23 protein-coding genes and 1 riboswitch are annotated in these 21,183 nt (G+C 53.1%); of the genes, 19 read left to right on the forward strand and 4 right to left on the reverse strand.

The window, feature by feature from the left end; translation table 11 throughout:
* Genes SAMA_RS07490 through bioD form a run of 3 tightly spaced genes read left to right on the forward strand, consistent with a single transcriptional unit; the run spans position 1 to position 2,590 of the window.
* Positions 1-1,158, forward strand: a complete 1,158-nt coding sequence (locus SAMA_RS07490; protein WP_011759554.1) for an 8-amino-7-oxononanoate synthase — start codon at positions 1-3, stop codon at positions 1,156-1,158.
* The gene (locus SAMA_RS07495) at positions 1,155-1,901 is read left to right on the forward strand and encodes a methyltransferase domain-containing protein (RefSeq protein WP_011759555.1); all 747 of its coding nucleotides are present in this window, start codon (positions 1,155-1,157) and stop codon (positions 1,899-1,901) included. The genes SAMA_RS07490 and SAMA_RS07495 overlap by 4 nt, the downstream gene beginning before the upstream one ends.
* Entirely contained in the window at positions 1,901-2,590 is a 690-nt protein-coding gene (gene bioD, locus SAMA_RS07500) for a dethiobiotin synthase (RefSeq protein WP_041410233.1), read from the forward strand. Before SAMA_RS07495 ends, bioD begins: the two co-directional genes overlap by 1 nt.
* Before the next feature lie 98 nt (positions 2,591-2,688).
* Here the strand turns inward: bioD and pepE are convergent, their stop codons facing one another.
* Positions 2,689-3,396: a dipeptidase PepE gene (pepE, locus tag SAMA_RS07505; RefSeq protein ID WP_011759557.1), complete on the reverse strand. Its 708-nt coding sequence runs from the start codon at positions 3,394-3,396 to the stop codon at positions 2,689-2,691.
* 312 nt (positions 3,397-3,708) lie between these two features.
* Between pepE and htpX the strand changes: the two genes are divergently transcribed.
* From htpX to SAMA_RS07525, 4 genes are all read left to right on the forward strand, one after another.
* Positions 3,709-4,569, forward strand: coding sequence for a protease HtpX (gene htpX / locus SAMA_RS07510; RefSeq protein ID WP_041409722.1), 861 nt, complete (start codon positions 3,709-3,711; stop codon positions 4,567-4,569).
* 314 nt (positions 4,570-4,883) lie between these two features.
* Complete coding sequence (gene cctA, locus SAMA_RS07515; RefSeq protein WP_041410235.1) at positions 4,884-5,234, forward strand: tetraheme c-type cytochrome CctA; 351 nt, start codon at positions 4,884-4,886, stop codon at positions 5,232-5,234.
* Between the two features lie 103 nt (positions 5,235-5,337).
* The gene (locus SAMA_RS07520; protein ID WP_011759560.1) at positions 5,338-6,498 is read left to right on the forward strand and encodes a tetratricopeptide repeat protein; all 1,161 of its coding nucleotides are present in this window, start codon (positions 5,338-5,340) and stop codon (positions 6,496-6,498) included.
* A gap of 363 nt (positions 6,499-6,861) precedes the next feature.
* Complete coding sequence (locus SAMA_RS07525) at positions 6,862-7,494, forward strand: LuxR C-terminal-related transcriptional regulator (RefSeq protein WP_011759561.1); 633 nt, start codon at positions 6,862-6,864, stop codon at positions 7,492-7,494.
* A gap of 86 nt (positions 7,495-7,580) precedes the next feature.
* Here the strand turns inward: SAMA_RS07525 and SAMA_RS07530 are convergent, their stop codons facing one another.
* On the reverse strand, positions 7,581-9,344 hold the full coding sequence (locus tag SAMA_RS07530) for a M61 family metallopeptidase (protein ID WP_011759562.1): 1,764 nt from the start codon (positions 9,342-9,344) through the stop codon (positions 7,581-7,583).
* Positions 9,345-9,531: 187 nt separating this feature from the next.
* Here SAMA_RS07530 and hinT point away from each other — a divergent pair, with 187 nt between their 5' ends.
* The 10 genes from hinT to SAMA_RS07585 all read left to right on the forward strand — a co-directional run bounded on the left by hinT (position 9,532) and on the right by SAMA_RS07585 (position 18,335).
* A complete protein-coding gene (gene hinT / locus SAMA_RS07535; protein ID WP_011759563.1) occupies positions 9,532-9,885 on the forward strand; it encodes a purine nucleoside phosphoramidase in 354 nt (117 codons plus the stop codon).
* A gap of 11 nt (positions 9,886-9,896) precedes the next feature.
* Positions 9,897-10,886 carry a PaaI family thioesterase gene (locus tag SAMA_RS19930; RefSeq protein ID WP_011759564.1) on the forward strand — a complete coding sequence of 330 codons (990 nt, stop codon included), beginning with the start codon at positions 9,897-9,899 and terminating at the stop codon, positions 10,884-10,886.
* 174 nt (positions 10,887-11,060) lie between these two features.
* Positions 11,061-11,456, forward strand: a complete 396-nt coding sequence (locus SAMA_RS07550; protein WP_041410242.1) for a YcfL family protein — start codon at positions 11,061-11,063, stop codon at positions 11,454-11,456.
* A 211-nt stretch (positions 11,457-11,667) separates the two neighbouring features.
* A riboswitch (TPP riboswitch) is annotated at positions 11,668-11,773 on the forward strand.
* A gap of 53 nt (positions 11,774-11,826) precedes the next feature.
* Positions 11,827-14,019 (forward strand): TonB-dependent receptor, encoded by a 2,193-nt coding sequence (locus SAMA_RS07555; protein WP_011759566.1) that lies wholly within the window; start codon positions 11,827-11,829, stop codon positions 14,017-14,019.
* A gap of 64 nt (positions 14,020-14,083) precedes the next feature.
* On the forward strand, positions 14,084-14,344 hold the full coding sequence (locus SAMA_RS07560; protein ID WP_041409723.1) for a hypothetical protein: 261 nt from the start codon (positions 14,084-14,086) through the stop codon (positions 14,342-14,344).
* A 3-nt stretch (positions 14,345-14,347) separates the two neighbouring features.
* A complete protein-coding gene (pnuC, locus tag SAMA_RS07565) occupies positions 14,348-14,995 on the forward strand; it encodes a nicotinamide riboside transporter PnuC (RefSeq protein WP_011759568.1) in 648 nt (215 codons plus the stop codon).
* On the forward strand, positions 14,992-16,020 hold the full coding sequence (locus SAMA_RS19140) for a phosphotransferase (RefSeq protein WP_011759569.1): 1,029 nt from the start codon (positions 14,992-14,994) through the stop codon (positions 16,018-16,020). The genes pnuC and SAMA_RS19140 overlap by 4 nt, the downstream gene beginning before the upstream one ends.
* A 63-nt stretch (positions 16,021-16,083) precedes the next feature.
* On the forward strand, positions 16,084-16,932 hold the full coding sequence (locus SAMA_RS07575) for a DUF6279 family lipoprotein (protein WP_011759570.1): 849 nt from the start codon (positions 16,084-16,086) through the stop codon (positions 16,930-16,932).
* Between the two features lie 141 nt (positions 16,933-17,073).
* On the forward strand, positions 17,074-17,670 hold the full coding sequence (locus tag SAMA_RS07580) for an HvfX family Cu-binding RiPP maturation protein (RefSeq protein WP_011759571.1): 597 nt from the start codon (positions 17,074-17,076) through the stop codon (positions 17,668-17,670).
* 116 nt (positions 17,671-17,786) lie between these two features.
* Complete coding sequence (locus SAMA_RS07585) at positions 17,787-18,335, forward strand: NAD(P)H nitroreductase (RefSeq protein ID WP_011759572.1); 549 nt, start codon at positions 17,787-17,789, stop codon at positions 18,333-18,335.
* Positions 18,336-18,380: 45 nt separating this feature from the next.
* Here SAMA_RS07585 and SAMA_RS07590 read toward each other — a convergent pair whose 3' ends face one another.
* On the reverse strand, positions 18,381-19,115 hold the full coding sequence (locus SAMA_RS07590) for an oxygen-binding di-iron domain-containing protein (protein WP_011759573.1): 735 nt from the start codon (positions 19,113-19,115) through the stop codon (positions 18,381-18,383).
* Positions 19,116-19,131: 16 nt separating this feature from the next.
* The gene (locus SAMA_RS07595; RefSeq protein WP_011759574.1) at positions 19,132-19,743 is read right to left on the reverse strand and encodes a hypothetical protein; all 612 of its coding nucleotides are present in this window, start codon (positions 19,741-19,743) and stop codon (positions 19,132-19,134) included.
* Between the two features lie 125 nt (positions 19,744-19,868).
* Here SAMA_RS07595 and SAMA_RS07600 point away from each other — a divergent pair, with 125 nt between their 5' ends.
* Entirely contained in the window at positions 19,869-20,348 is a 480-nt protein-coding gene (locus SAMA_RS07600) for a GNAT family N-acetyltransferase (protein WP_232280525.1), read from the forward strand.
* A 186-nt stretch (positions 20,349-20,534) separates the two neighbouring features.
* The gene (locus SAMA_RS07605) at positions 20,535-21,158 is read left to right on the forward strand and encodes a 2OG-Fe(II) oxygenase (RefSeq protein ID WP_011759576.1); all 624 of its coding nucleotides are present in this window, start codon (positions 20,535-20,537) and stop codon (positions 21,156-21,158) included.
* The last annotated feature ends 25 nt before the right edge of the window (positions 21,159-21,183 follow it).

The raw sequence follows: 21,183 nt of genomic DNA on the forward strand, positions 1-21,183 counted from the left end.
ATGAATCGGTTGCTGCATCGCCTGGCTGAGGCCAGAGTGAAAGCCGAATCGGCGGGGCTTTGGCGTCAACGTCAGCGCCACAGCCCGGCTCTGATGGATTTTTCTGCCAACGATTATCTGGGGCTTGCCCGGGACGAGAGACTCGCCGAGGCCTTGGCAGAGGGGGCCCGTCGTTATGGTGTCGGCAGTGGTGCATCGCCACTGGTGAGTGGCTACTCAGAGGCCCATGCCGAGCTGGAAGCAGCCCTCTGCGCCGCAACCGGCCATGAAGCTGCGCTGCTCTTTTGCTCGGGCTTTGCCGCCAACCTGGCTTTGTGTCATGCCCTGTTTGACAGCACCGACACCCTGGTGGCCGATAAGCTTATTCATGCCTCCATGATTGACGGTATTCTTGGCAGTGGTGCCAACCTCAAACGCTACCCACATTGTGACCTCAGTGGCGCGGCCCGCCTGATAGAGAGGTTCCCGGGTACTGCGCTTCTCACCGAGAGTATTTTCAGCATGGATGGCGACCTGGCGCCTTTGTTACCACTCTCCAATCTGTGTGAGTCCCATAACAGTTTGTTTATTGTCGACGACGCCCATGGGTTTGGCGTTATCGGAGAGCAAGCTATGGGTGCCAGCAGGTTGGATGGGGTGAATATCTCGCTCCAGCTGGTGACCTTTGGTAAGGCTCTGGGGTGCCAAGGCGCTGCGGTGCTTGGCAGTCAGGCGCTTATTGAGAGTCTGGTGGCAAGCGCCAGGCATTATATTTATTCCACGGCGTTATCCCCTGCTCAGGCCCATGCAGCTCGCGTGTCGCTCTCTCTGGTTCAGCAGGGGGAAAAAAGCGCAACACTGGCCGTGAATATCCGCCACTTCCTGAACTGCGCCAAGGAAGTCGGCCTTGCTTTGCTGCCCTCTCAAAGCCCAATTCAACTGATGCCCGTCCCTACTGTACAGGCTTGCCTGATGGCAGCGGATACTCTCAAGGCCCGAGGCTTTTTGGTGGGGGCAATTCGTCCCCCAACGGTGCCGGCACCTAGGCTCAGAATAACCCTGAGTGCCGCCCAAAGCATGAACAGTATAGAGGCATTGGTAAACGCTCTGGCGGACATTGAAAAAGGCTTTGGCGAGGGCGTTAACGAATGCGTAGTCAAAGGCAGTGATAAGCCATGACGACCCAATACGATGTGGCAGAGCACTTTTCCCGCGCTCATCAGTACGATTGCCACAACCTGCTGCAGCGATTAACCGCAAATAAACTGTTGACCAAGGCAGCGCTTGGGGGCCATTTACTGGATATTGGCGCAGGCCCGGGGACCGATTTTTCGCTGTTCCCAGTCATTCGGGTGACTACGGTGGATATTGCGTTCGCCATGTGTCAAAGGCTTAAAAGTCTTCATCACTCCTATGAGGCTGTGTGCGCCGATGCTGCCGCCTTGCCTTTTTCCAATGCGTGCTTCGATAGTCTCTATTCCAATCTTGCGCTGCAATGGTGCCCCGACTTTACCGTGGCGGTTGCTGAGGCGTCTCGGGTGCTTAAACCCGGTGGTCGTGGCCACTTTGCCATGGTGTGCGACGGCGCATTGCCAGAGCTTGAAGCAATGGGTTTTTGTGTGAATCATTTTGCGCCGGCATCCATGATGGCAGCGGCCTTCAGCGACCAGGACTGGTGCGAATTATCCATCGATGTGGTGACAGAAACCCTCTATTTTGATGATTTGCGGACACTGCTTTATTCCATCAAAGGGGTTGGTGCCAGTGCCCGCCACGGTGCCGGGCAGGGCAAGGCATTGCGTGGCCGAACCGACTGGCTGGCGAGGATGGATGACGCCGAACGCCTGAGAACACCTCAGGGCTTGCCACTGAGCTATCAGATTTTGTATGTCAGTGCGGTAAAGCGAGGAGCAAACCTATGATGTATTTTGTGACAGGGACCGATACAGACTGTGGTAAGTCTTTTATTTCGGCCGCCTTGCTGTCTGCGGTGACCAATCACAAGCCAACAGCCTTAACCCTGGGCATTAAGCCGGTGGCGTCGGGCTGCCGGGTCACAGAATTGGGGCTTAGAAACCCGGATGCCGAACTGCTGATGGACCACAGCAGTGACAAGCTTGATTATCAGAGCGTCAACCCCATCGCGTTCGAGCCTGCAATTGCTCCACATATTGCCGCCGCGAAGGCGGGGGTGGATATAAGCCCGGAAGCCATTATGGCCAAGCTCGATTTGGTCCGCATGAACTCGGCCGATTTTTGCTTGGTTGAAGGCGCTGGTGGCTGGCGTCTGCCGCTGGGCAATGGACGGTTTATGCCGGAAATGGTGCAGACACTTGAGTTGCCGGTCGTGCTGGTGGTGGGGATGAAGCTGGGCTGCCTGAACCATGCCATGCTGACTCAAGAAGCCATTAAAGCTGACGGACTGCGTATTGCCGGCTGGGTTGCCAATCGAATTGACCCTGAAATGGCCTGCTATGAAGAAAATCTCGCGACGCTCATATCTGTAATGGACGCGCCGTTTCTGGGGGCTGTGCCCTATATGGAGTCGGCTAAACCTGTCGATGCGGCCGCCTTTATTACGCCGGGTCCCTTGTTGTCAGAACAACGCTGACTGACGCCAAGGTGTGTTTGATAAGCCAAGCCGCAAAAGTCAGTTAAGCAAGAAATAATAAAGGTCACCGTTAGGCGACCTTTATTATTTACAGTCGATTACAGCAGCTCGCTCAGATCGGCGCCCGCAGCGATGGGCGATTTTTGCACACTGCCTTTGAAGAAGTAGGCTTCTTTATCGCCCAATAAGGTCAGCTTATCGCCTTGGCGATACAGGGCACTGCCTTCCTGAATGCCCACAACCGGGGTCAGAGGGTCGACCATGGTGAACTCCAGCAGACGCTGGGCGCGGGTCTCACCGTTATGGCCCGGGGCCTGATAATCGGTGTAATGGGGGTTAAGCTGAAACGGCAACAAGCCCAGCGCGGTGAAGGAGGGCGGCTCTATGATTGGCATGTCGTTGGTGGTCCGGATGGATAAACCGGCGATGTTTGAGCCAGCGGACCAGCCTACATAAGGCTTACCGGCTTCTACCTGCTCACGAATGACAAACAGCAAGTCGTAGCGGTACAGCTCGTGCAGCAGATGGAAGGTGTTGCCGCCGCCAACAAAAATGCCGTCGGCATCGCGAATCGCTTGACGGGGGTCAGCGTGCTCATGGATACCACTGATGTTGATATTCAGGTTGCGCAGGCCCTCGCGAACTTTCTCAAGGTACACATCATACCCCAGGCTGATGCCGGCATAGGGAATAAACACCCAATTGCGGGCATGCTCCGTCAGGGGAGCGATAAAGGGTAAAGTGTGTTCAAGATATGGGGTATCGCCAACGCGGGAAGCGCTGAGCAGCAGGGCGCGGATGTTCATGGGATTTCCTGATTTTCAGAGGTCGTTATTAGATCGGTATGCCCGTTTAAAAATAAGACGTGATGGGCTTGAGTGGACCAATGTTAACAAAGATTCATGGTGATAAACATCTAAAAGGCAAGCCATTGTCAGGGGGGCTTCCGCACGCCGTTAATCTTAAGATTTGCTTAAGAAATCCCGCATAGACTGCCGCCATATGTTCCGACAGGGGATTTGGACTTTTTCACCAGCGTACCCTTGAAAATCGAATTTTAAGACATATTATGTCCCTTGTGAGTGTGAATGGGCGATTTGCCCGATAAAGGAGCTGAAATGAAACGTGTATTTCTTTTCCTGTTGACCAACCTGGCGGTGCTGCTGGTTGCGTCGATAGTGATGTCTATTCTGGGCGTTGATACCCGCTCTATGAGTGGTCTGTTGGTGTTTGCGGCCATCTTTGGTTTCGGTGGCGCCTTTTTCTCGCTGGCCATTTCCAAATGGATGGCGAAAAAGTCCATGGGTTGTGAAGTTATCACCACCCCACGCGATGCCACAGAAAAATGGCTGATTGATACGGTTGCCCGCCAGGCGCAGCAAGCCGGTATCAAGATGCCTGAAGTGGCTATCTATAATTCACCTGAAATGAACGCCTTTGCCACAGGCCCCAGCAAAAACAACTCGCTGGTTGCCGTAAGTACCGGTCTGCTCTACGGTATGACCCAGGATGAAGTGGAAGGTGTTCTGGCACACGAAGTCAGCCACGTGGCCAATGGCGACATGGTGACACTGACCCTTATTCAGGGCGTGGTGAACACCTTTGTTATCTTCGCCGCCCGCGTAGTCGCTGGATTTATCAATAACTTCCTCTCCAGCGACGAAGAGGGTGAAGGTTTGGGCACCTTTGCCTATATCGCGGTGGTGTTTGTACTGGAAATGCTGTTTGGTATTCTGGCGTCTATCGTGGTTGCTTACTTCTCCCGAATCCGTGAGTATCGTGCCGACGAAGGCGGTGCCAAGCTGGCAGGTCGTCACAAGATGGTTGCTGCACTAGAGCGTTTGCGTAATGGTCCGGAGACCGGCGCCATGCCAGCGCAAATGGCGGCGTTTGGTATCAATGGCAAGCGTTCACTCGGTGAGCTGCTGATGAGCCACCCGCCATTGGAAAAACGCATTCAGGCGCTCAAAGCGCAGTAATCAAAAAAAGAGGCCTTTGGGCCTCTTTTTTATTATCAGTGGTAGGTCGCATTTGACGAAAACGCTTTTTACGTTATGTTAGTAAAGCGGGATAGCATGTTGTTATGGTGTAAAAATCCATTTCTCGCAGTCAGTTACATGATTCAGCGCACATTTTGTCGCCCCCTGAGTTGTTACACTGAGCCAACGTGGATGCTGGGCCGTGCTGGCCTGGACATCAAAATTGAGAACGTCGTGCTAAGACCTGGACGGTACGATGGAAGTCGATTTAAACAAGAACTTCCACAACGCTGTCCCTAATGGAGGATACCATTGTGAGTAAAACACTCTTGAGCGCTATTTTCGGCGCAGCCTTTGCAGCCCTGGCTCTGACTCCCGCGGCCTTTGCCGGTGATCAGACCCTGGCTGAGTTCCACGTTGAAAACGGTGGTTGTGATTCTTGCCACAAGGATGAGTCTCCTTCGGCTGACGGCGCCTATGAGTTTGAACAATGCCAAAGCTGCCACGGCACTCTGGCGGAAATGGACGACGTGCACAAGCCACACGATGGCAATCTGGTGTGTGCTGACTGCCACGCTCCACACGACAATAACGTGGGCCAGAAGCCTACCTGTGAATCCTGCCATGACGATGGTCGTACCGCAGACAGCGTACTGAAAAAGTAAGCTTTTTGACCTTAAAGAGCCGGCAATCGCCGGCTTTTTTGTGCTTGGCGACTTCTGCTGGATAGGGTAGTTTTACCTGAAGGGATATTTCAGGGATGTAGCCATGGTTCACAATGGATTAGTTGCAGTCGTACTGACACTGATGGTCATGTTAAGCGGTTGCAGTCAGACAAGGCATTTACACAGTGTCGACGCCATTCCAATCAACCAGTCACTTTACCCCGATTCATTGGCTGCAAACGTCATCAGCTACTCGCATCTGTTTACGCTAACACCGGCCCAATACGATGATATCGAAAGTTTTATCCAGCGGCCTGATATTGCCCCATTAGCGCCTTTTATTCAGGCGAAGCATTATTTACTTGATACCCTGACTGACTTTCACTACGAAGGCCAAAGCCTGAATGCCTCAGACGCCTTGAAGCTCAACAGTGGCAACTGTATGAGTATGGCCGCAGTAAGCTACGCCGTATCCAAGGCATTAAAGGTGCCGATACAGTTTCAGATGGTACAAAGTGAGCCTGTATTGCTGGATGTAGTCAATCACACCATGGTCATTTCCGATCATGTTCGAACACTGCTATACGATGCCCCCGAAAATACCGTGTTGCTGAGTCCCTATTGGGGAGGCCATCAATTCGTGACGATTGATTACTTTCCCAGTTCAACCAGTCTGACGGGAAAATTGGTAAACGAGACAACTTTTGTCGCCATGTTTTATCGTAACTTAGCCTCAGATGCACTTGTTGCGGGGCGTTTGGAGGATGCATATTGGCTCGCCCGCGAAGGGGTTAAGTGGGCACCCAAGTATGTTCCTCTTATCAATGTGGCGGCAATAGTCCACAGACGCAGTGGAGACTGGCATTCCGCGCAAGCGCTTTATCAGTATGCGTTGGAGATCGAACCGGATAATTTGGCTGTGCTGGATAATTATCGAGCTCTTGCCAAGTTGGCGGGGAATACCGATTTGGCCGATACCCTGAAGAAGCGAATTGCTCGGATTGAAGATTATCGTGGCTTTGATTTTTATGTACTGGGTCATGAAGCCCTTCGTCAGGGTAACTACAACGAAGCGGAAGTGTACTTTTCCAAACTTTTGAAAAACGCGCCTTATTTTCATCCGGGTTGGTTTGAACTTGCCAGAGTACAGGCGGTTCAGGGTAAGTTTGATATAGCAAAGCAAGCTCTCGAAAAGGCACTGGCACTTTCGTCTCGCAGCGAAGACGCGCGACGGTATCAGGCTAAACTCTCGTTATTCGAATAGCCCATGGCGGCAACCCTGCAACGTCGAGAACAGTCAGATGGGCAAAGAATTCCATTTCATAGAGTATTGTAATCTGGCACCTGTCGTAGCGCGTGGCTTAGCACTTTGGACAAGTGGTCGCTTTCATCAATGAGTACAAGCGTCATGGAAAGCTGATTCAGTTAACACTAATATTAGAAGGCGTTATGACGACTGCTTCGGTCAGAGCCTTGGCTGGAGCATCAGGACAACAGCAGAATAATTGACGGTATGTTACTAAGTAAGGGGTAGATACTGCCGTTTAATTGGTGTAACTTGTGCGTGTTCTGCTTGGAGATTAGCGCAGAGCAGGTTTAGCCAGAATTAACACGGAGGTTGAGCGTTATGTTCAAGATAATACATTGGATGGTGGTATCTCGTTCACACTTGTTGGGTGATTTACTGGACTGCCGTTGGCCACAGGAATTTTTGGTCAAGCTGACCAAAGCGGCGCCAGAAGAGATGTGTAACAAGTTGCACCTCAGTCAGGTTTCTCTGGTGGTGATTGACCTGGCCTCGGTAGACTTGCAAAAGGCCTATCAGCTGCAGAAGCATATCGAAAGGGAATATTCGTCCATTAAGGTGGTGTTTATCCACTTCCCCCGTCAAACCGACGCGCGTTTCCTCGTTAATCAATCCGTTACAGCAGGCGTATTTTTCTTTGACGCCAGTCTGGCCGATATCGGTGAAGGTCTTGGCGAAATCCTGAAAGGTCGCAGCCAAATTCCGGCACAGTTACTGCGCAGCAGCAATGGTGAAGATTACGAAGAAGACAGTGAAAAACTGACCATTCGTGAACGTGAAGTGCTGCAGGCACTCTTGTCGGGGAGCACTAATCTGGACATTGCCAATCGGCTTTTCGTCAGTGAAAGCACCATCAAAACCCATCTTTACCGTGCATTTCGCAAGATTGGCGTTTCCAGTCGCGGTCAGGCTATCGCCTGGGCTCAAACCCATTTGCACGAAGTGCATGTTTGACGGTGTTGGTGTTTTTGTAGAGTCATCGATGCAGCTGAGCAATAAGAAAGGCGTCCAGGACGCCTTTTTTATTGTTTCTGACTCAGTTACCCGAGCCAGGCCGCTATCGCAGTGGCATCTTCCAGATGCAGCGACACTGTATCCAGAGGGGCTGCCTGAAGCCGTAATTTGGCAGTCATCAATTCGTCGCGGCGGAAGAAATGCAGCGCCAGCTCATCGCCTTCATTGTAACTGTTAAGCACGTTTTCAAGATTGGCCGTGGCCTGAAGCCCATCGATGGCAATCAGTAAGTCACCAGCCGATAAACCGGCCAGATGTGCACTGCTGGATTCTGCCACCGTTTGAATTCTTACCCCCAATGGCTCTGCCTTGAATTTGGCACCAAGAGACAGTGTCAGTGGCGAAGGTTTTCCGCCCCCGGTGTCGTTTTGACCGCTTGCGGCCCTGAGCGCCATGTGAACACCAAACTCGGCAAGCAGCGGGGCGAGGGGTAAGTCGTCCGTGTTATCCAAATAGGCGAAAATATCGCTCACATCGCGGCCAAGCAGCTCTGCTACCAGAGCCTGATGACTGTGTTCGTCAGTTCCCTGTCCGGTCAGTCCAAAACGCTCCCATAACAGGCGCATCAGGGAGTCCAGGCTCTCCTTACCTGCGGTTTCCTTGCGGATGACAAGATCGAGATACAGGCCGAAGAGTGCGCCCTTGGTGTAATAGCTTACGATGGCGTTTTGGGCATTTTCATCCTGTTTGTAAAACTTGGTCCAGGCATTAAAGCTCGAATCCCTGAGGCTTTGTTTGAAACGGCCCACACCCCGGTATACCCGTGTCATGGTTTCACTGAGCATGTCCAGGTAGGTTTCGGTATCGACTTTGCCCGCTTTAAGCGTCAGCAGGTCGTCATAGTAAGACGTCAGTCCTTCGTAAGCCCACAATTGCCGGGTGTAGCTCTCACTCTCCAGCGAATAGGGGATAAAGGTAGCGGGTTTAATCCGCTTAACGTTCCAGCTGTGGAAATACTCATGGCTGCACAGGGATAAATAAGTGCGATAGTCCTTGTTGACTTTGTCGTCCATGGACAGCGGCAAATCTTTACGTGAGCACACCAGTGCCGTTGAGCTGCGGTGTTCCAATCCGCCAAAGCCATTGTCCAATACCATGGTCATAAACAGGTATTCATCAAAGGGGGCTGGCGCACCAAACAGCTGTATTTGCGTTTCGCAGATGGCTTTTAAATCCTGGCAAAGGCGCTCCATATCGCAGCGATGGCGGCCGGTCAGCACTATGTGGTGGGGCACGCCGCAGGCCTCAAAACTTGCCTGGGTAAAGTCACCCATTTCTACCGGGTGGTCGATAAGGGCGTCATAGTTTTCGGCTTCAAAGGCGCCAAACTGCCAGGCATCGCCGCTGCGTCTTGGCAGGGTTGTCGCCACTCGCCAATGATTGAGGGCAATCTCGGTCGGCGTCTGAATCTCAACCCACAGCGGTCCGTCGGTTTGGCCTTCTACCGCCAGAAACACACTGGAGCCATTGAAAAAACCATGGGTCATATCCAGATGTGCACTGCGTACCGACAGGTCGAATGCGTACACCTGATATGACAGGCGCAGCGGCTCTGTTGAGCGGTTTTCCACTTGCCAACGTTGTTTATCGAGTTGAGTCAGAGCGACGGGGTTATTCGCTTGCCAGGCTTTGATTCCAATCAGATTGCGGGCAAAGTCACGCACCATATACGAGCCCGGGATCCAGGCTGGCAACGAAAGCAATTGGTTAACACTTGGGGTTGGGATCTCCAGATTGACCTCAAACAGATGAGCTTTGGGATCACTTGGAATAATGCTGTAACGGATCATAATGGTTCCCGAAATCAATTATGCAGGCATGCTGCCAAATTCCAGCTCTGTTGGCAAAGGGAGTTGGCTTTTCTCTTACCCAAATGTGCTGGGTCTTGCTATGATAAGCCCATTGAATTCAAGGCAGAAAACAGCCTCTTTTTCCTCAGGAATGGATAGCCAACCCTGACAGCATATGGAGTTCACCATGGCCGAAGAAACCATTTTCAGCAAAATAATCCGCCGCGAAATCCCTGCCGATATCCTGTACCAGGATGAACTGGTCACCGCGTTTCGCGATATCGCCCCCAAGGCGCCGACCCATGTGTTGATAGTACCCAATCATCTTATTCCCACTGCCAATGATGTGAAGGCATCGGATGAGCTCGCGCTTGGCCGTATGTTTACTGTGGCCGCCAAGCTCGCGGACGAAGCTGGCATTGCCAAAGATGGTTATCGACTCATCATGAACTGCAACAGTCACGGTGGCCAGGAGGTGTACCATATTCACATGCACCTGGTGGGCGGCGAGCCTTTGGGCCCAATGCTTGCCCAGCGTTGATTGGCGGTGTTATGAAAGTTAATCCGGATTTTTTTGAGCTCACACCGCTGGCGCAACGCTTTGTCAGCCAACTGGCCCAGTGTCGGCGTCTGGGTATCAAGGTGCACGAAGGCAGCGAGCATCATGTACTTTTGGAGCTGCCCTATAGTCAGGCGTTGATTGGCTACCCTGACACCGGGGTTATCCACGGCGGGGTGATCACCACCCTGATAGACACCGCCAGTGGCACAGCTGTGGTCTGTGCCATTCAGGAGAAATTCCAAACCCTGGAAATTTCACCCACTCTGGATTTACGGGTCGACTATATGCGTCCTGCTGAGCCCGGCAAGAGTGTCTACGCCTTCGCGGAATGCTACCGCTTATCGTCCAACATCGCCTTTACCCGTGCTATCGCCTATCAGGACAGCATAGATGAGCCCATTGCCCATGCGGTTGGCTCCTTTATGCGCATCAGTCCCGAAATGGTGGGGGAAACTTTCCGCAATGCGCTATTGGAAGACAACGTTATCCTTGGTCCTGTGGTGACTGAGCTTGCCCATTGTCCCGACGAGGCCCAAAGTCCCAAACCCATGGATGTGAAGGAAATCGTGCGTCGGGTGGCGGAACTGAACGACTTTGGCCATCTGTTGGAGCAAGTGCCTTATGCCCGCTTCATCGGTATGGAGGTGGAGCGATTTGGGGATGAGCTGGTTTGCCGATTACCTTCGCGGGATGCCAATATTGGTAATCCTGTGCTGCCGGCTATCCATGGTGGTGTGATTGCCGGCTTTATGGAAATGTCGGCAATCGTGCAACTGATGGTGTTTATGCAAACCTCGAGAGTGCCTAAAGTAGTCGATTTTTCAATTGATTACCTGAGGGCCGGTTTGCATAAGGATACCTTTGCCGAGTGTATTATTACCCGGCAGGGGCGGCGGGTCGCCAATGTGAACATCAGTTGCTGGCAAACCAATCGCAAACAGTTGATAGCCACGGCAAGGGCCCACTTCCTGATTGATTAAGGCGCCGGATGAATACGGTTGTCTTTGGTTTCAGCTTAATCAGCGGGCATTCAGCAAAGTGCAATTACACTGATGCAGATTCACTGGCGAGGATAACATAGGTTTTCCATGCTCAATTTGGTCTGAAGCCTAACGGCACAGGCGCTGCGCATGTTTGGCAAAACAGGAGGTTTTATGAAGATTGCACAGCTGGTTTTACTGGTGGCCCTCGTAGTGCTTGCCGGTGGCTGCGCCAAGCATACGGCAGGGATTTCGGGGTCATCGTCGGGGGAGACCCGTGTAGATAACAGTACCTTCGGTCGCGAGGTGTCTGTGGGCGAGCTCAAAATGAGCAGCAGCGGTGACTTGCTCACGGCCCATGCGCTTATTCAGAGCCGGGTGGCTACCGATCTCAGGCTGCAGTATCGTTTTACCTGGTACGATACCCAGGGGTTGGTGATTGACGGAGAAGGGCAGAGCTGGCAGTCGCTTAAGCTCCATGGTATGCAGCAGATGCAGGTGAGCTCGGCGGCGCCCAATCCATCCGCCAGCCGTTTCGAGGTCTATGTGCGCAAGGCATTTTCCAACTAAGCTGCACTGGCACGCAGTGCTAATGATTAAACACCGGCATCGCCGGTGTTGTTATTGCAGCAGGCTTATTGTGTACTTTATCTTTGCGTGCTGTTTCTGACGCCGGAGCCTTATGCACGAGCCTTACGCAGGAGCACTGTCACGGGAGTGAAAATTTCCAGCTGAGGTTTGCAACAAAAGTATCATCCCGGTGGAATATGGGCGTATAATTGGCGGCGCCAAGGGGTGTCTGCCGCATGCAGACTGAGATGTCTCAGGACGAACCCTTAGAACCTGATCCGGCTGATACCGGCGTAGGAATGGGCTGATACTGCAAATTTATTGCCACTCCGAGCTTGCCGGATCTCATACAAATTTTGTTGAGGTCCAAATGTTTACTAAATCCCGTATTCCCCTGTTTGCCCTGGCACCCGTGTCTTTGGCCGTATGTTCGTCGCTGGCCTTTGCCGCTGACAACAAGGCTACTGCTGAAGAAAACCCCATGGAAGTAATGCTGGTGACGGCCGATTTTCGGGGGCTCTCGGTTGAAAAAATTCCCTCCAGCGTTACCGTGATTGATGCCCAGAAGATAGAAGACGAAGGCGCCCGGCACTTTGAAGATATTTTGGGTTCTGTGGCCAATTTCAACTGGTCCGGTGGTACCTCCAGGCCCCGATATTTCCAGATCCGTGGGGTAGGCGAGCAGGAGGACTACAAGGGCGCGCCCAATTCCTCCGTTGGCTATTTGATTGACGATATCGACCTGTCAGGGCTGGGCATGGTGTCCAGCATGTACGATCTGCAGCAAGTGGAAGTGCTGCGTGGTCCTCAGGGTACCCGCTACGGCGCCAACGCGCTGGCAGGCCTGATTTATCTTAAGAGCAACGACCCCACTGAGCAGTTTGAACACGGTGCCCGGCTGAGTCTTGGCAATGATAATCTTAAAACCTTCGCCGGTTTCAGCTCAGGTCCCATGATGGAGTCTGGGGAACTGCTGTACCGTGTTGCCATTGAGCAGCACCGTCAGGACGGTTTTCGTGACAACCTGTACCTTGACCGTTCAGACACCAACAAGCGTGATGAACTGAGTTTCAGAACCAAGGTGCGCTGGTATGCCAACGACCATACCCAGGTAGACTTCACCCTGATGCACGCAGACTTTGACAATGGTTACGATGCCTGGACTCTGGATAACAATGGCTTTGATACCCTGACCGACATGCCGGGCACTGATGCCCAGCGCACCACGGGTGTGGGATTGAAGCTGTTGTACGATGGCTTCGATAAGGCCGAGTTGACCTCACTGACCAGCTTTGCCGGGACTGACCATCATCACGGTTACGATGGCGACTGGGCTAACCCCGAATATTGGGCCGCACGCCAGTGCACCGATGATTATGATGTCAACGGTAATGGCGACTATGCTGACCTTTTACCCTGCGAATACGATTACACCTGGGACAAGCGTGGCGATCGCAGCACCGTATCCCAGGAGTTCCGTTTGGCCAGCAACGAGGCGGGCAAGATTTGGGGTGGCAGCACCGCCTGGCTCGTTGGCCTGTATGGTATGCAGCTTAAAGAAGACAACGACCTGGCTTCTTTTTACAACGGTTGGCCAGATGAAACACTACGCTCCAGCTACGAAGCGACCAACCTCGCCATCTTCGGTCAGCTCGACAGCGACCTGGGGCAGGAGATAAACCTGTCGGTGGGCCTGCGTCTTGAGCGTCGTGATGCCGATTACAGCGATGATGCAGGGGATGCCTTTGACCCATCTGAAACCATGTGGGGGGGCCATATTGCCATCGGCAAACAGCTGAATGAGCAGCATAATCTCTATGGCCGCATTGCCCGCGGTTACAAAGCGGGCGGTTTTAACATGTCGCTGCCTGCTGAGTTTGCCGATAAGAAGGAGTTCGATACTGAAGTCCTCTACAACTACGAAATTGGCCTTAAGTCCAGCTTCCTTGAAGGCAACTTCGACACCAATCTGGCGCTGTTCTTTATGGACAGACAAGATCAGCAGGTATCGGCATCCCAACAGGATCCTGCCAAACCCCAGCGTTTCGTTCTTTTTACCGAAAATGCCGGCAGTTCAACCAATTACGGTGCCGAGCTTGATCTGAACTGGTACGCCACCGATAACCTGCACTTCTACGGCAGCCTGGGCTATCTCAAGGCCGAGTACGGTGACTACAGCTATCAGGATAAATATGGCGGCCTGGTTGACCTCTCTGGCCGTGAGCTGGCCCATGCACCCAATTGGACCTGGTCACTGGGCACCACCTGGCGTGCCGACTCAGGCTTTTTTGTCAACCTCAATGCCAATGGCAAGAGCAAGTTCTACTATTCAGACTCCAATGACTCAGTTTCCAAAGACTATGGGGTGCTCAATGCCCGAGCGGGCTTCGAGGGCGATATCTGGTCTGTCTATGTTTGGGGCCGCAATCTGCTGGATGAAGAATACGGTGTGCGGGGCTTTTATTTCGGCAATGAGCCGGACAATGGCTGGGCGGACAAGCAATATATTCGCTTTGGCGATCCCCGCGCCTTTGGCCTGACCCTGGATGTGCGTTTTCTGTAATTGACATGATTGGCGCCGGGCGTGCGTGCAAGCGCGCCCGCGACGCTTGATGAGGAACCTAATGATGAAACTCACCGCTGAAATCAGCATGTATCCGCTGCATGATAACTACCTCGAGCCTATTCGCTGGTTTATCAGCAGGCTCGACAGCTATCCGCAAATCGTCCGTCGCACCAACGCCATGGCAACTCAGGTACAGGGCGACTATGCAGAGCTGATGGCGATGCTGGCCACCGAAATGCAGGCGGCACACGAAAAATTCGGCAAGGCTGTGTTTGTCTGCAAGTTTATCGGCGGCGAACTTAACCTGTCCCACTCGGAGTAACCCATGCAGGCGGATTTTTGGGGCTGGCTTGGCGGCGCCTTTCACAGTGCCTTTGGTGAAATGCAGGTGCTGTCGGCCTGGGAAGGGGTTGCCGTGATACTGGCCATGGCCTACTTACTGCTGGCCATGAAACGAAGCCGCTGGTGCTGGGTGGCGGCCTTTGCCAGCACCGCCATTTACACTGTGCTTTTTTATGAAGTCGCGCTGCTGATGGAGTCGGCGCTGAATGTGTACTACATGGGCATGGCCATTTACGGCTATTGGCTGTGGCGTCAGGATGGCCAGGATGAACTTAAAGTGCAGCGCTGGCCGCTTAAACTGCATCTGGGCATCATTACGCTGACCTCTATCGCATCCCTTGCTGTGGGGCATTTGATGGCCACCTTTACTGAGGCCTCTTTCCCGTATCTCGATGCGGCAACCACCTGCTTTGCGGTGATGACCACTTTCCTGGTGGCTAAAAAGGTGTTGGAGAACTGGCTGTATTGGGTGGTGATAGATGTGGTGTCCATCTACCTCTACCTCAGTAAGGGATTGATGATGACATCCCTGCTGTTTGTGTTTTACGTGGGGCTGGCGGTGGCTGGTTATTTTGTATGGCGTGCTGCTGCGGCCGAGCAGCGTCCCCCTGAGCTGGCGCTTAATTCATGACAATCCCTCTGGAGATTGAGTCAAGGGAGGGATCCGGGATTAAATCGCTTCCGGGTGTTACCGAAGAGGTGCTGGCATTTATCGCCGATACGGGGCTTTTCGCCGATGGGTATCGCCTAAAGCCTTTGACCCGCGGCCTCAGCAATCATAACCTGGCGCTCTTTGCCCGCGAAGGCGCCTATGTCCTTCGGGTGAACCGTGATGAGAGCAGCGCCTTTTGTCAGCGGGCCTTTGAAGCCGAGAACTGGCGCCTGGCAGCGTCAGCGGGACTTGCCCCGACCTTGGTGGCCCAAAGCATTGATGGTCGCTGCTATCTCTCGCCTTTATTGGAGGACGGCGGCTGGCAACAGCGTTATCAGGAAGTCCCTCTGAGTCAAATCACCTGTGACGCGGCTTTTTTTACATCGCCCGGTCAAACACATGCCGGGAGTGACAGGGAGCCGGATGGTCTCACACACACGACCAGGCTGCTGCTCGACCTGCTGCTGGGATTGCAGGCTCTACCTGTGCCCGCGAATGTGAAGGGTTTTACCACCCAGTGGCAGGATTATGAGACGGCGTTGGATGCGAGCCAATCGCACTGGGCCCGCAATCCCCGCTGGCAGGAGGCCTATCAGGCACTGGCGGCAGAATTTACCGAGGTCGAGGCTGCCATGGCGCGCCTCGATGCGATGGGACTTTCTTGCCAGTACAGTCATCGGGATCTCACACCCCATAATTTACTTTGCCACCAGGGCAAATTGTTTTGCATTGATTTCGAATATGCCTGCGCCTCGCACCCCCTTTGGGATCTCGCCGCTGTGCTGGCAAGCCACAATTTGCCGGGGCGAGAGCGCCGTGACCTGATGGACGCCTACCTTTATGCCCATCCGCAGCTGGAGTCCTCCATGTCATCAAGGGTTGTGGATGCGGTGGCGCTTCATTGGTATTTCGGGGCCATCTGGGCGCTGCTGATGGCTGGGCAATCTGGGGACGACGACTATCTTTGCTGGTTTCACAGATACTTACAATTGGCCAAGAGTTGACGCCTTGTCCATTTCCGCTGGCCCTTGTTACCCTTCGCTAAGCCATAACAGAAAAGGACATCTATGAAACGTGCTCTGGCAGTAATGGGTTTGGCGCTTTTTTTACTCGCGGGTTGTTCAACCAAGATGAGTTACTACTTCCTCGATTGGGCAATCGAGTGGGAGCTTGATGACTATGTTGATTTAAACCGCGACCAGCAGAAGCAATTTGATGCGGTGTTGGATGAGTTTATTGACTGGCATCGCCGTGAGGAGCTGCCCCGCTATGTGGCTCAGCTGGAAAGCATCAAGCAACAGATGCAATCCGGTACCTTAACGCCCGCCGCCTGGGCCGAAGAGGTCAACTACGCTCAGTCTCATTGGTTTCGGCTGTTTGAACATGTATTTGAAGGCATCTTGCCCATTGTCCAGAGTTTCTCAGACGAGCAGGTGGCCGGTATTATCAAACAGCTTCGTGAGGAAGAGGCCAAGCTGGTGGCCGAATATGCCGGTAAAACACAGGAAGAGTTGATTGCCGACTCGGATGAGCGGCTCACCGAGCGGGCCGAAAAGTGGATAGGCAAGTTGTCGGACAAGCAAAAAGCCATGATCCATGCGTCCAATACATCCAGGCTGTCGACTCTGGATATGTGGCTTGAATACCGTCACGAATGGCTCAGACAGTTTGAAACGGCCCTCAATCAAAGAGCTGATACCGCCTTGCTGCGCAGCAGACTGCAACTCCTCATGACAGCCCCGCAAACCCTGAAGTCAGAGAAACATCAGCAGGCGGTGCGCGAAAACAGCGAGAATTTTGGTCGTTTGGTGATGGACATTTATCGAGACTTGTCTGATAAGCAACGAAAGAAGCTTTGGCACGAATACGATGCTCTGACCAAGGATCTGGCTGAGCTTGCCAACGAACCTGATTAAACTGGCAACAAATTGCTGGCCGCAGACAAGGTATTCTGCGGCTTTATTCAATAAACAGGCTTTAGCAATAAACAGGCACCTGCAATAAAGATGGGTTGTCACAGGTCTTAGTCACATAGCATCTGATTTTGGCGAGGACCTATGGCGCATTTTATTCATTCTCTTAATCTGAAAGCCCGGCATCTTGGCGAGGCACTGGCACCACTGGCATTGAGGGTGTATTTGGCCCCTGTGCTGATGCAGGCAGGCTATAACAAACTAAGCCACTTTGACGACACGGCCGCCTGGTTCGGCAATCCGGACTGGGGCCTTGGTTTGCCATTCCCCGAGCTGATGACGGCACTTGCGGCAGGCACGGAGTTTTTTGGTGCTATCCTGCTGATATTGGGGCTCTTTACCCGACTTATCTCTATTCCGCTGATGGTTACCATGCTGGTGGCCGCATTCACAGTGCATTGGCAAAATGGATGGCTCGCCATTGCAGACCCTTCAAGCTGGCTTGCCAACGAACAGGTTATGGCGTCGGCCGAGCGGCTCGCCAAAGCCAGGAGTCTGCTGCAGGAACATGGCAACTACGATTGGCTAACCGGTAGTGGTAACTTTGTGGTACTCAATAACGGTATCGAATTTGCCATCACGTATTTCGTGATGCTGTTGGCGCTGTTTGCCATGGGGGGCGGCCGGGTGACCAGTCTGGACTGGTGGTTGGCAAAACGCATTGGCCGCCACAATGCGTGAGGCACGGTGAGCTATCCGGATTTACCTGTAAAGGACAGAACGACGGGGTAAATCTGCTTTCTTTGCCCCGACGATTTGCTATCCTGCACAGGATAAATGAATAAGAGGATAACTCATTGGATGCTTTAACCTTATTGCTTACCCGTCAATCCTGTCCCCGTTTGGTTGACCCCGCGCCAAATGATACCGAGCTGAAAACCATACTCGATGCTGCTATCAGGGTTCCGGATCATGGCGCACTGAGCCCCTTCGAATTCATTATCGCCACCGGCGACGGTCTGGACCGACTGGGCAGCATTTTTGAGTCCGCGGCCAGGGAGCAGGGGGCTGACGACGCCTTTATTGCCAAAGCCGCTTCTATGCCAAAACGGGCGCCCATGGTCGTCACCATAGTGGCCAAGTGTCAGGAACATCCCAAGGTGCCTGTGCTGGAGCAACAGATTGCAGCTGGCTGTGCCGCGATGGCGATGCAACAGGCGGCGTTTGCCTTGGGTCTGGGCGGTATTTGGCGCACGGGCGATTTTGCCTTTGACCGAGCGGTACATCAGGCACTTGGCTTGACGGAAATGGACCAGATAGTCGGGTTTCTCTACCTGGGCACTCCCGCCGTTGATGCGCCGGTGAAACCTGGCAGAGACGGTATGCAGTACGCTCGTTATCTCTAGCTGAGTGTACTCAATCAAAAAAGGCCCCCAGGGGCCTTTTTTGCATTAATCCAGTCCGATACCCACATCCAGACTGTCAAACCAATCCAAAAAGGCTTTCACCTGCGGACCTTTAAAGATGCGTCCATGTTGTGGGCACATGTACTGAATATCCAGATCCCGCATCCGTGCCACCCAGTTACTCTTGGCACGATTGGAGGGCATCCAGCGACGGTGGAAGTACTCCATCTTGCTGATGTGACTGGCAAAGTCATCCACAAAAATGTCAGCCTCTGCGGGCTCAAGCGCCGCGCCCACGTCCCCCGACATCAGCACCTTGGCCACTGGGTCATACACGTGAAAATTGCCGGACGCATGCAGGTAATGGGCGGGTACAAACTGCAGCTCCACTTCACCCACCTGTAATTTCCCCCCCTTATCCTTGATGGGCTCGTAGCTGATGTTGTTCATCCCGAAGTGACGGATAAACCCCTCCCACAGCCAGGGGGCGTAGAGCTTGGCCTTGGGCAGCGTCTGATCCCACAGACCGAGGGATGAAATGATGTCCGGATCCTGATGGGAGGCAAAAAGATAGGTCAGCTGCTCGAGGGGGATATGGCGCACCAGACTGGCCAACATGGGGGCAAAAAGTTCAATTCCGCCGGGGTCCATTAGCAACGACTGATTTCCGCTTTGAACCAGATATTGGTTGGTGTCGATGATTTTGTCGTTTTTCTCAGGGTCTCTGCCGAAATACAGCCATTTGTGAGTGGGGGTCTCGACCAGTAATTGTGTCTTCATTGGTTAATCCTTAACGTCAATGGGAATCGAACAGGCGGATGGCAGTATCTACCCGCTCGCGGATCTGAGCGGCAACCGTATCGACCTTGTTGGCCACGTCCACGAAGATGGTCTGAAATCGTCCGTCGACCCGGCAAGCCTCGACCCGGCAGATGGAGGCGAGGGCGTTGGCGCTGCGAAGGTTTTGTTTTAAATCCAACAACTGTACCTGCATCTTACTGAGCACCTGATTGAAATCACTCTCCAATTTGGCGTAATGCTCTTCTGTGGTTTCGATAGCGCCCGCCATGCTGTAGGCGTAGGCGGCGGTGCTGGCCTTGTCCCGGGCTGCATGAAAATAGTGCAGCGCCGTGGCGGTGCGTGCTGTGCGGGTTGCCAGCTTGCTGGCTTCCTTTGCCAGTTGATTGATTTCGTTGGCAGCGCGCTTGGTGTAACCGGCGAGCTCATCGATATAGTGGGTTAGTGCCTTGAATCCAAGCGCGGCGCTGCCGATTCGGCTTGAGGCCGCCTGGGCATTACTGGCGGTGAGATTGATTTCCTTGCAACTGGCGAGCGTGTGGTTAAGCTCTGCGGCGACCATCGCCGCAGTGACATAGTAGGGCCGTCGTCCCTGAGAAATATTCTGCATGATGAATTTCCTTCCCGATGACAGCTAAAGTATAGTCAGGGTTAATAAATTTGCGCCGCGAAGAAATATTCAGCGGCTTTGCTTTAGGAGCTGCTTTGGAACCCATACTTACGGAAAGGTTAACGTTGCGCGAATTCACGCTGGCCGATGCCGCTGACATTCTTGCGCTGCTCACTACACCGGACTTTATCCGCAATATCGGTGACAGGGGCGTGAAGGACCTTGAGACTGCCCATGCTTATCTGAGAGATGGCCCTCTGCAGAGTTATCGTCAGCATGGCTATGGTTTATGGCGCATTGGGCTTGCCGGGGATGACCGCTTTATCGGTACCTGCGGTCTTATTCTGCGCGATACCCTGCCCGCAGTGGACATAGGTTACGCCCTGCTGCCAGCTTATTACGGACAGGGTTATGCCATCGAAGCCGCACGGGCTTGCTTGGCAAAACGGCTGGAATTTGGCTTGGGGCAGGTGGTCGCTATCGTGGCGGAAGATAACCTGCCGTCCCAGCGACTGTTGGAAAAATTGGGCATGAAATTCACGGGGCGTGTCCCCTTTGGCGAACCTGCCGTTGATGTACGGCTTTACAACCTTTTATCTGATTGATTTATAACAATCTATTTTGATTGTCAGTCCGACGTTTCTCCACTAAAATTTGCGCGTTTTCCGGGGCCTTTGCAACGACAGTTCTGCAAAGGTCGTATTGACGCCCTACCTCGAAATAATGGTCCATTCTCCCGCCCGGACCCTTGAGTACAGCGAAAGCGTGGCTTTTGTTTGAGTCTTGCAATCATGATTTGTGAGTTCAGTGAGTCTGTGCTCGATGGCATCGCAGATGCGCTTGTCGATCGCGGTTATATTTGTGTCGATAATTTATTCGAACCCGAGGTTGTTGTCAGATTAAGGGACAAGGTGTTTACCAAGGCCGACGAAACTTTTAAACCCGCCAGTATTGGCAGGGGCCAGGAGCAGCACCGCAACACCGACATTCGCCGCGACAGCATTCGTTGGCTTGAGCCCCAGTGCGCGGTGGACAATCAGTACTTATCACTGATGGAGTCGTTAAAAAATGGCCTGAACCGTCGCTTGTTTATGGGGCTGTTTGACTATGAAAGTCACTACGCGCTCTACCGTCCCGGTGCTTTCTATAAAAAGCACGTTGATGCCCTGAAAGGCAGTCAGAATCGTATTTTAACGACGGTGTTTTTTATGAATCCCGAGTGGCAGCCAGATCACGGCGGCGTGCTTAAACTCTACGAAGAAGACGATAGTTTGATTGAAGAACTGGCACCCTTGATGGGGCGGTTGGTTATTTTCCTGTCGGAGCGCTTTCCCCACGAAGTGATGCCCACGACAGTCGACAGAGCCAGCATTGCCGGCTGGTTCAGAGTTGCAGGCAGTCAGCACGGCTTTTAAGTGCTGAAGAATGATGCAGGTTGAA

This window comes from Shewanella amazonensis SB2B (genome assembly GCF_000015245.1).
GTDB lineage: Bacteria > Pseudomonadota > Gammaproteobacteria > Enterobacterales > Shewanellaceae > Shewanella > Shewanella amazonensis.

Excerpts from the sequence above, each read along its gene's own strand:
- SAMA_RS07490 (WP_011759554.1), top strand. The coding sequence starts at position 1 with ATGAATCGGTTGCTGCATCGCCTGGCTGAGGCCAGAGTGAAAGCCGAA.
- SAMA_RS07495 (WP_011759555.1), top strand. The coding sequence starts at position 1,155 with ATGACGACCCAATACGATGTGGCAGAGCACTTTTCCCGCGCTCATCAG.
- bioD (WP_041410233.1), top strand. The coding sequence starts at position 1,901 with ATGTATTTTGTGACAGGGACCGATACAGACTGTGGTAAGTCTTTTATT.
- pepE (WP_011759557.1), bottom strand. The coding sequence starts at position 3,396 with ATGAACATCCGCGCCCTGCTGCTCAGCGCTTCCCGCGTTGGCGATACC.
- htpX (WP_041409722.1), top strand. The coding sequence starts at position 3,709 with ATGAAACGTGTATTTCTTTTCCTGTTGACCAACCTGGCGGTGCTGCTG.
- SAMA_RS07520 (WP_011759560.1), top strand. The coding sequence starts at position 5,338 with ATGGTTCACAATGGATTAGTTGCAGTCGTACTGACACTGATGGTCATG.
- SAMA_RS07525 (WP_011759561.1), top strand. The coding sequence starts at position 6,862 with ATGTTCAAGATAATACATTGGATGGTGGTATCTCGTTCACACTTGTTG.
- SAMA_RS07530 (WP_011759562.1), bottom strand. The coding sequence starts at position 9,344 with ATGATCCGTTACAGCATTATTCCAAGTGATCCCAAAGCTCATCTGTTT.
- hinT (WP_011759563.1), top strand. The coding sequence starts at position 9,532 with ATGGCCGAAGAAACCATTTTCAGCAAAATAATCCGCCGCGAAATCCCT.
- SAMA_RS19930 (WP_011759564.1), top strand. The coding sequence starts at position 9,897 with ATGAAAGTTAATCCGGATTTTTTTGAGCTCACACCGCTGGCGCAACGC.
- SAMA_RS07550 (WP_041410242.1), top strand. The coding sequence starts at position 11,061 with ATGAAGATTGCACAGCTGGTTTTACTGGTGGCCCTCGTAGTGCTTGCC.
- SAMA_RS07555 (WP_011759566.1), top strand. The coding sequence starts at position 11,827 with ATGTTTACTAAATCCCGTATTCCCCTGTTTGCCCTGGCACCCGTGTCT.
- SAMA_RS07560 (WP_041409723.1), top strand. The coding sequence starts at position 14,084 with ATGAAACTCACCGCTGAAATCAGCATGTATCCGCTGCATGATAACTAC.
- pnuC (WP_011759568.1), top strand. The coding sequence starts at position 14,348 with ATGCAGGCGGATTTTTGGGGCTGGCTTGGCGGCGCCTTTCACAGTGCC.
- SAMA_RS19140 (WP_011759569.1), top strand. The coding sequence starts at position 14,992 with ATGACAATCCCTCTGGAGATTGAGTCAAGGGAGGGATCCGGGATTAAA.
- SAMA_RS07575 (WP_011759570.1), top strand. The coding sequence starts at position 16,084 with ATGAAACGTGCTCTGGCAGTAATGGGTTTGGCGCTTTTTTTACTCGCG.
- SAMA_RS07580 (WP_011759571.1), top strand. The coding sequence starts at position 17,074 with ATGGCGCATTTTATTCATTCTCTTAATCTGAAAGCCCGGCATCTTGGC.
- SAMA_RS07590 (WP_011759573.1), bottom strand. The coding sequence starts at position 19,115 with ATGAAGACACAATTACTGGTCGAGACCCCCACTCACAAATGGCTGTAT.
- SAMA_RS07595 (WP_011759574.1), bottom strand. The coding sequence starts at position 19,743 with ATGCAGAATATTTCTCAGGGACGACGGCCCTACTATGTCACTGCGGCG.
- SAMA_RS07605 (WP_011759576.1), top strand. The coding sequence starts at position 20,535 with ATGATTTGTGAGTTCAGTGAGTCTGTGCTCGATGGCATCGCAGATGCG.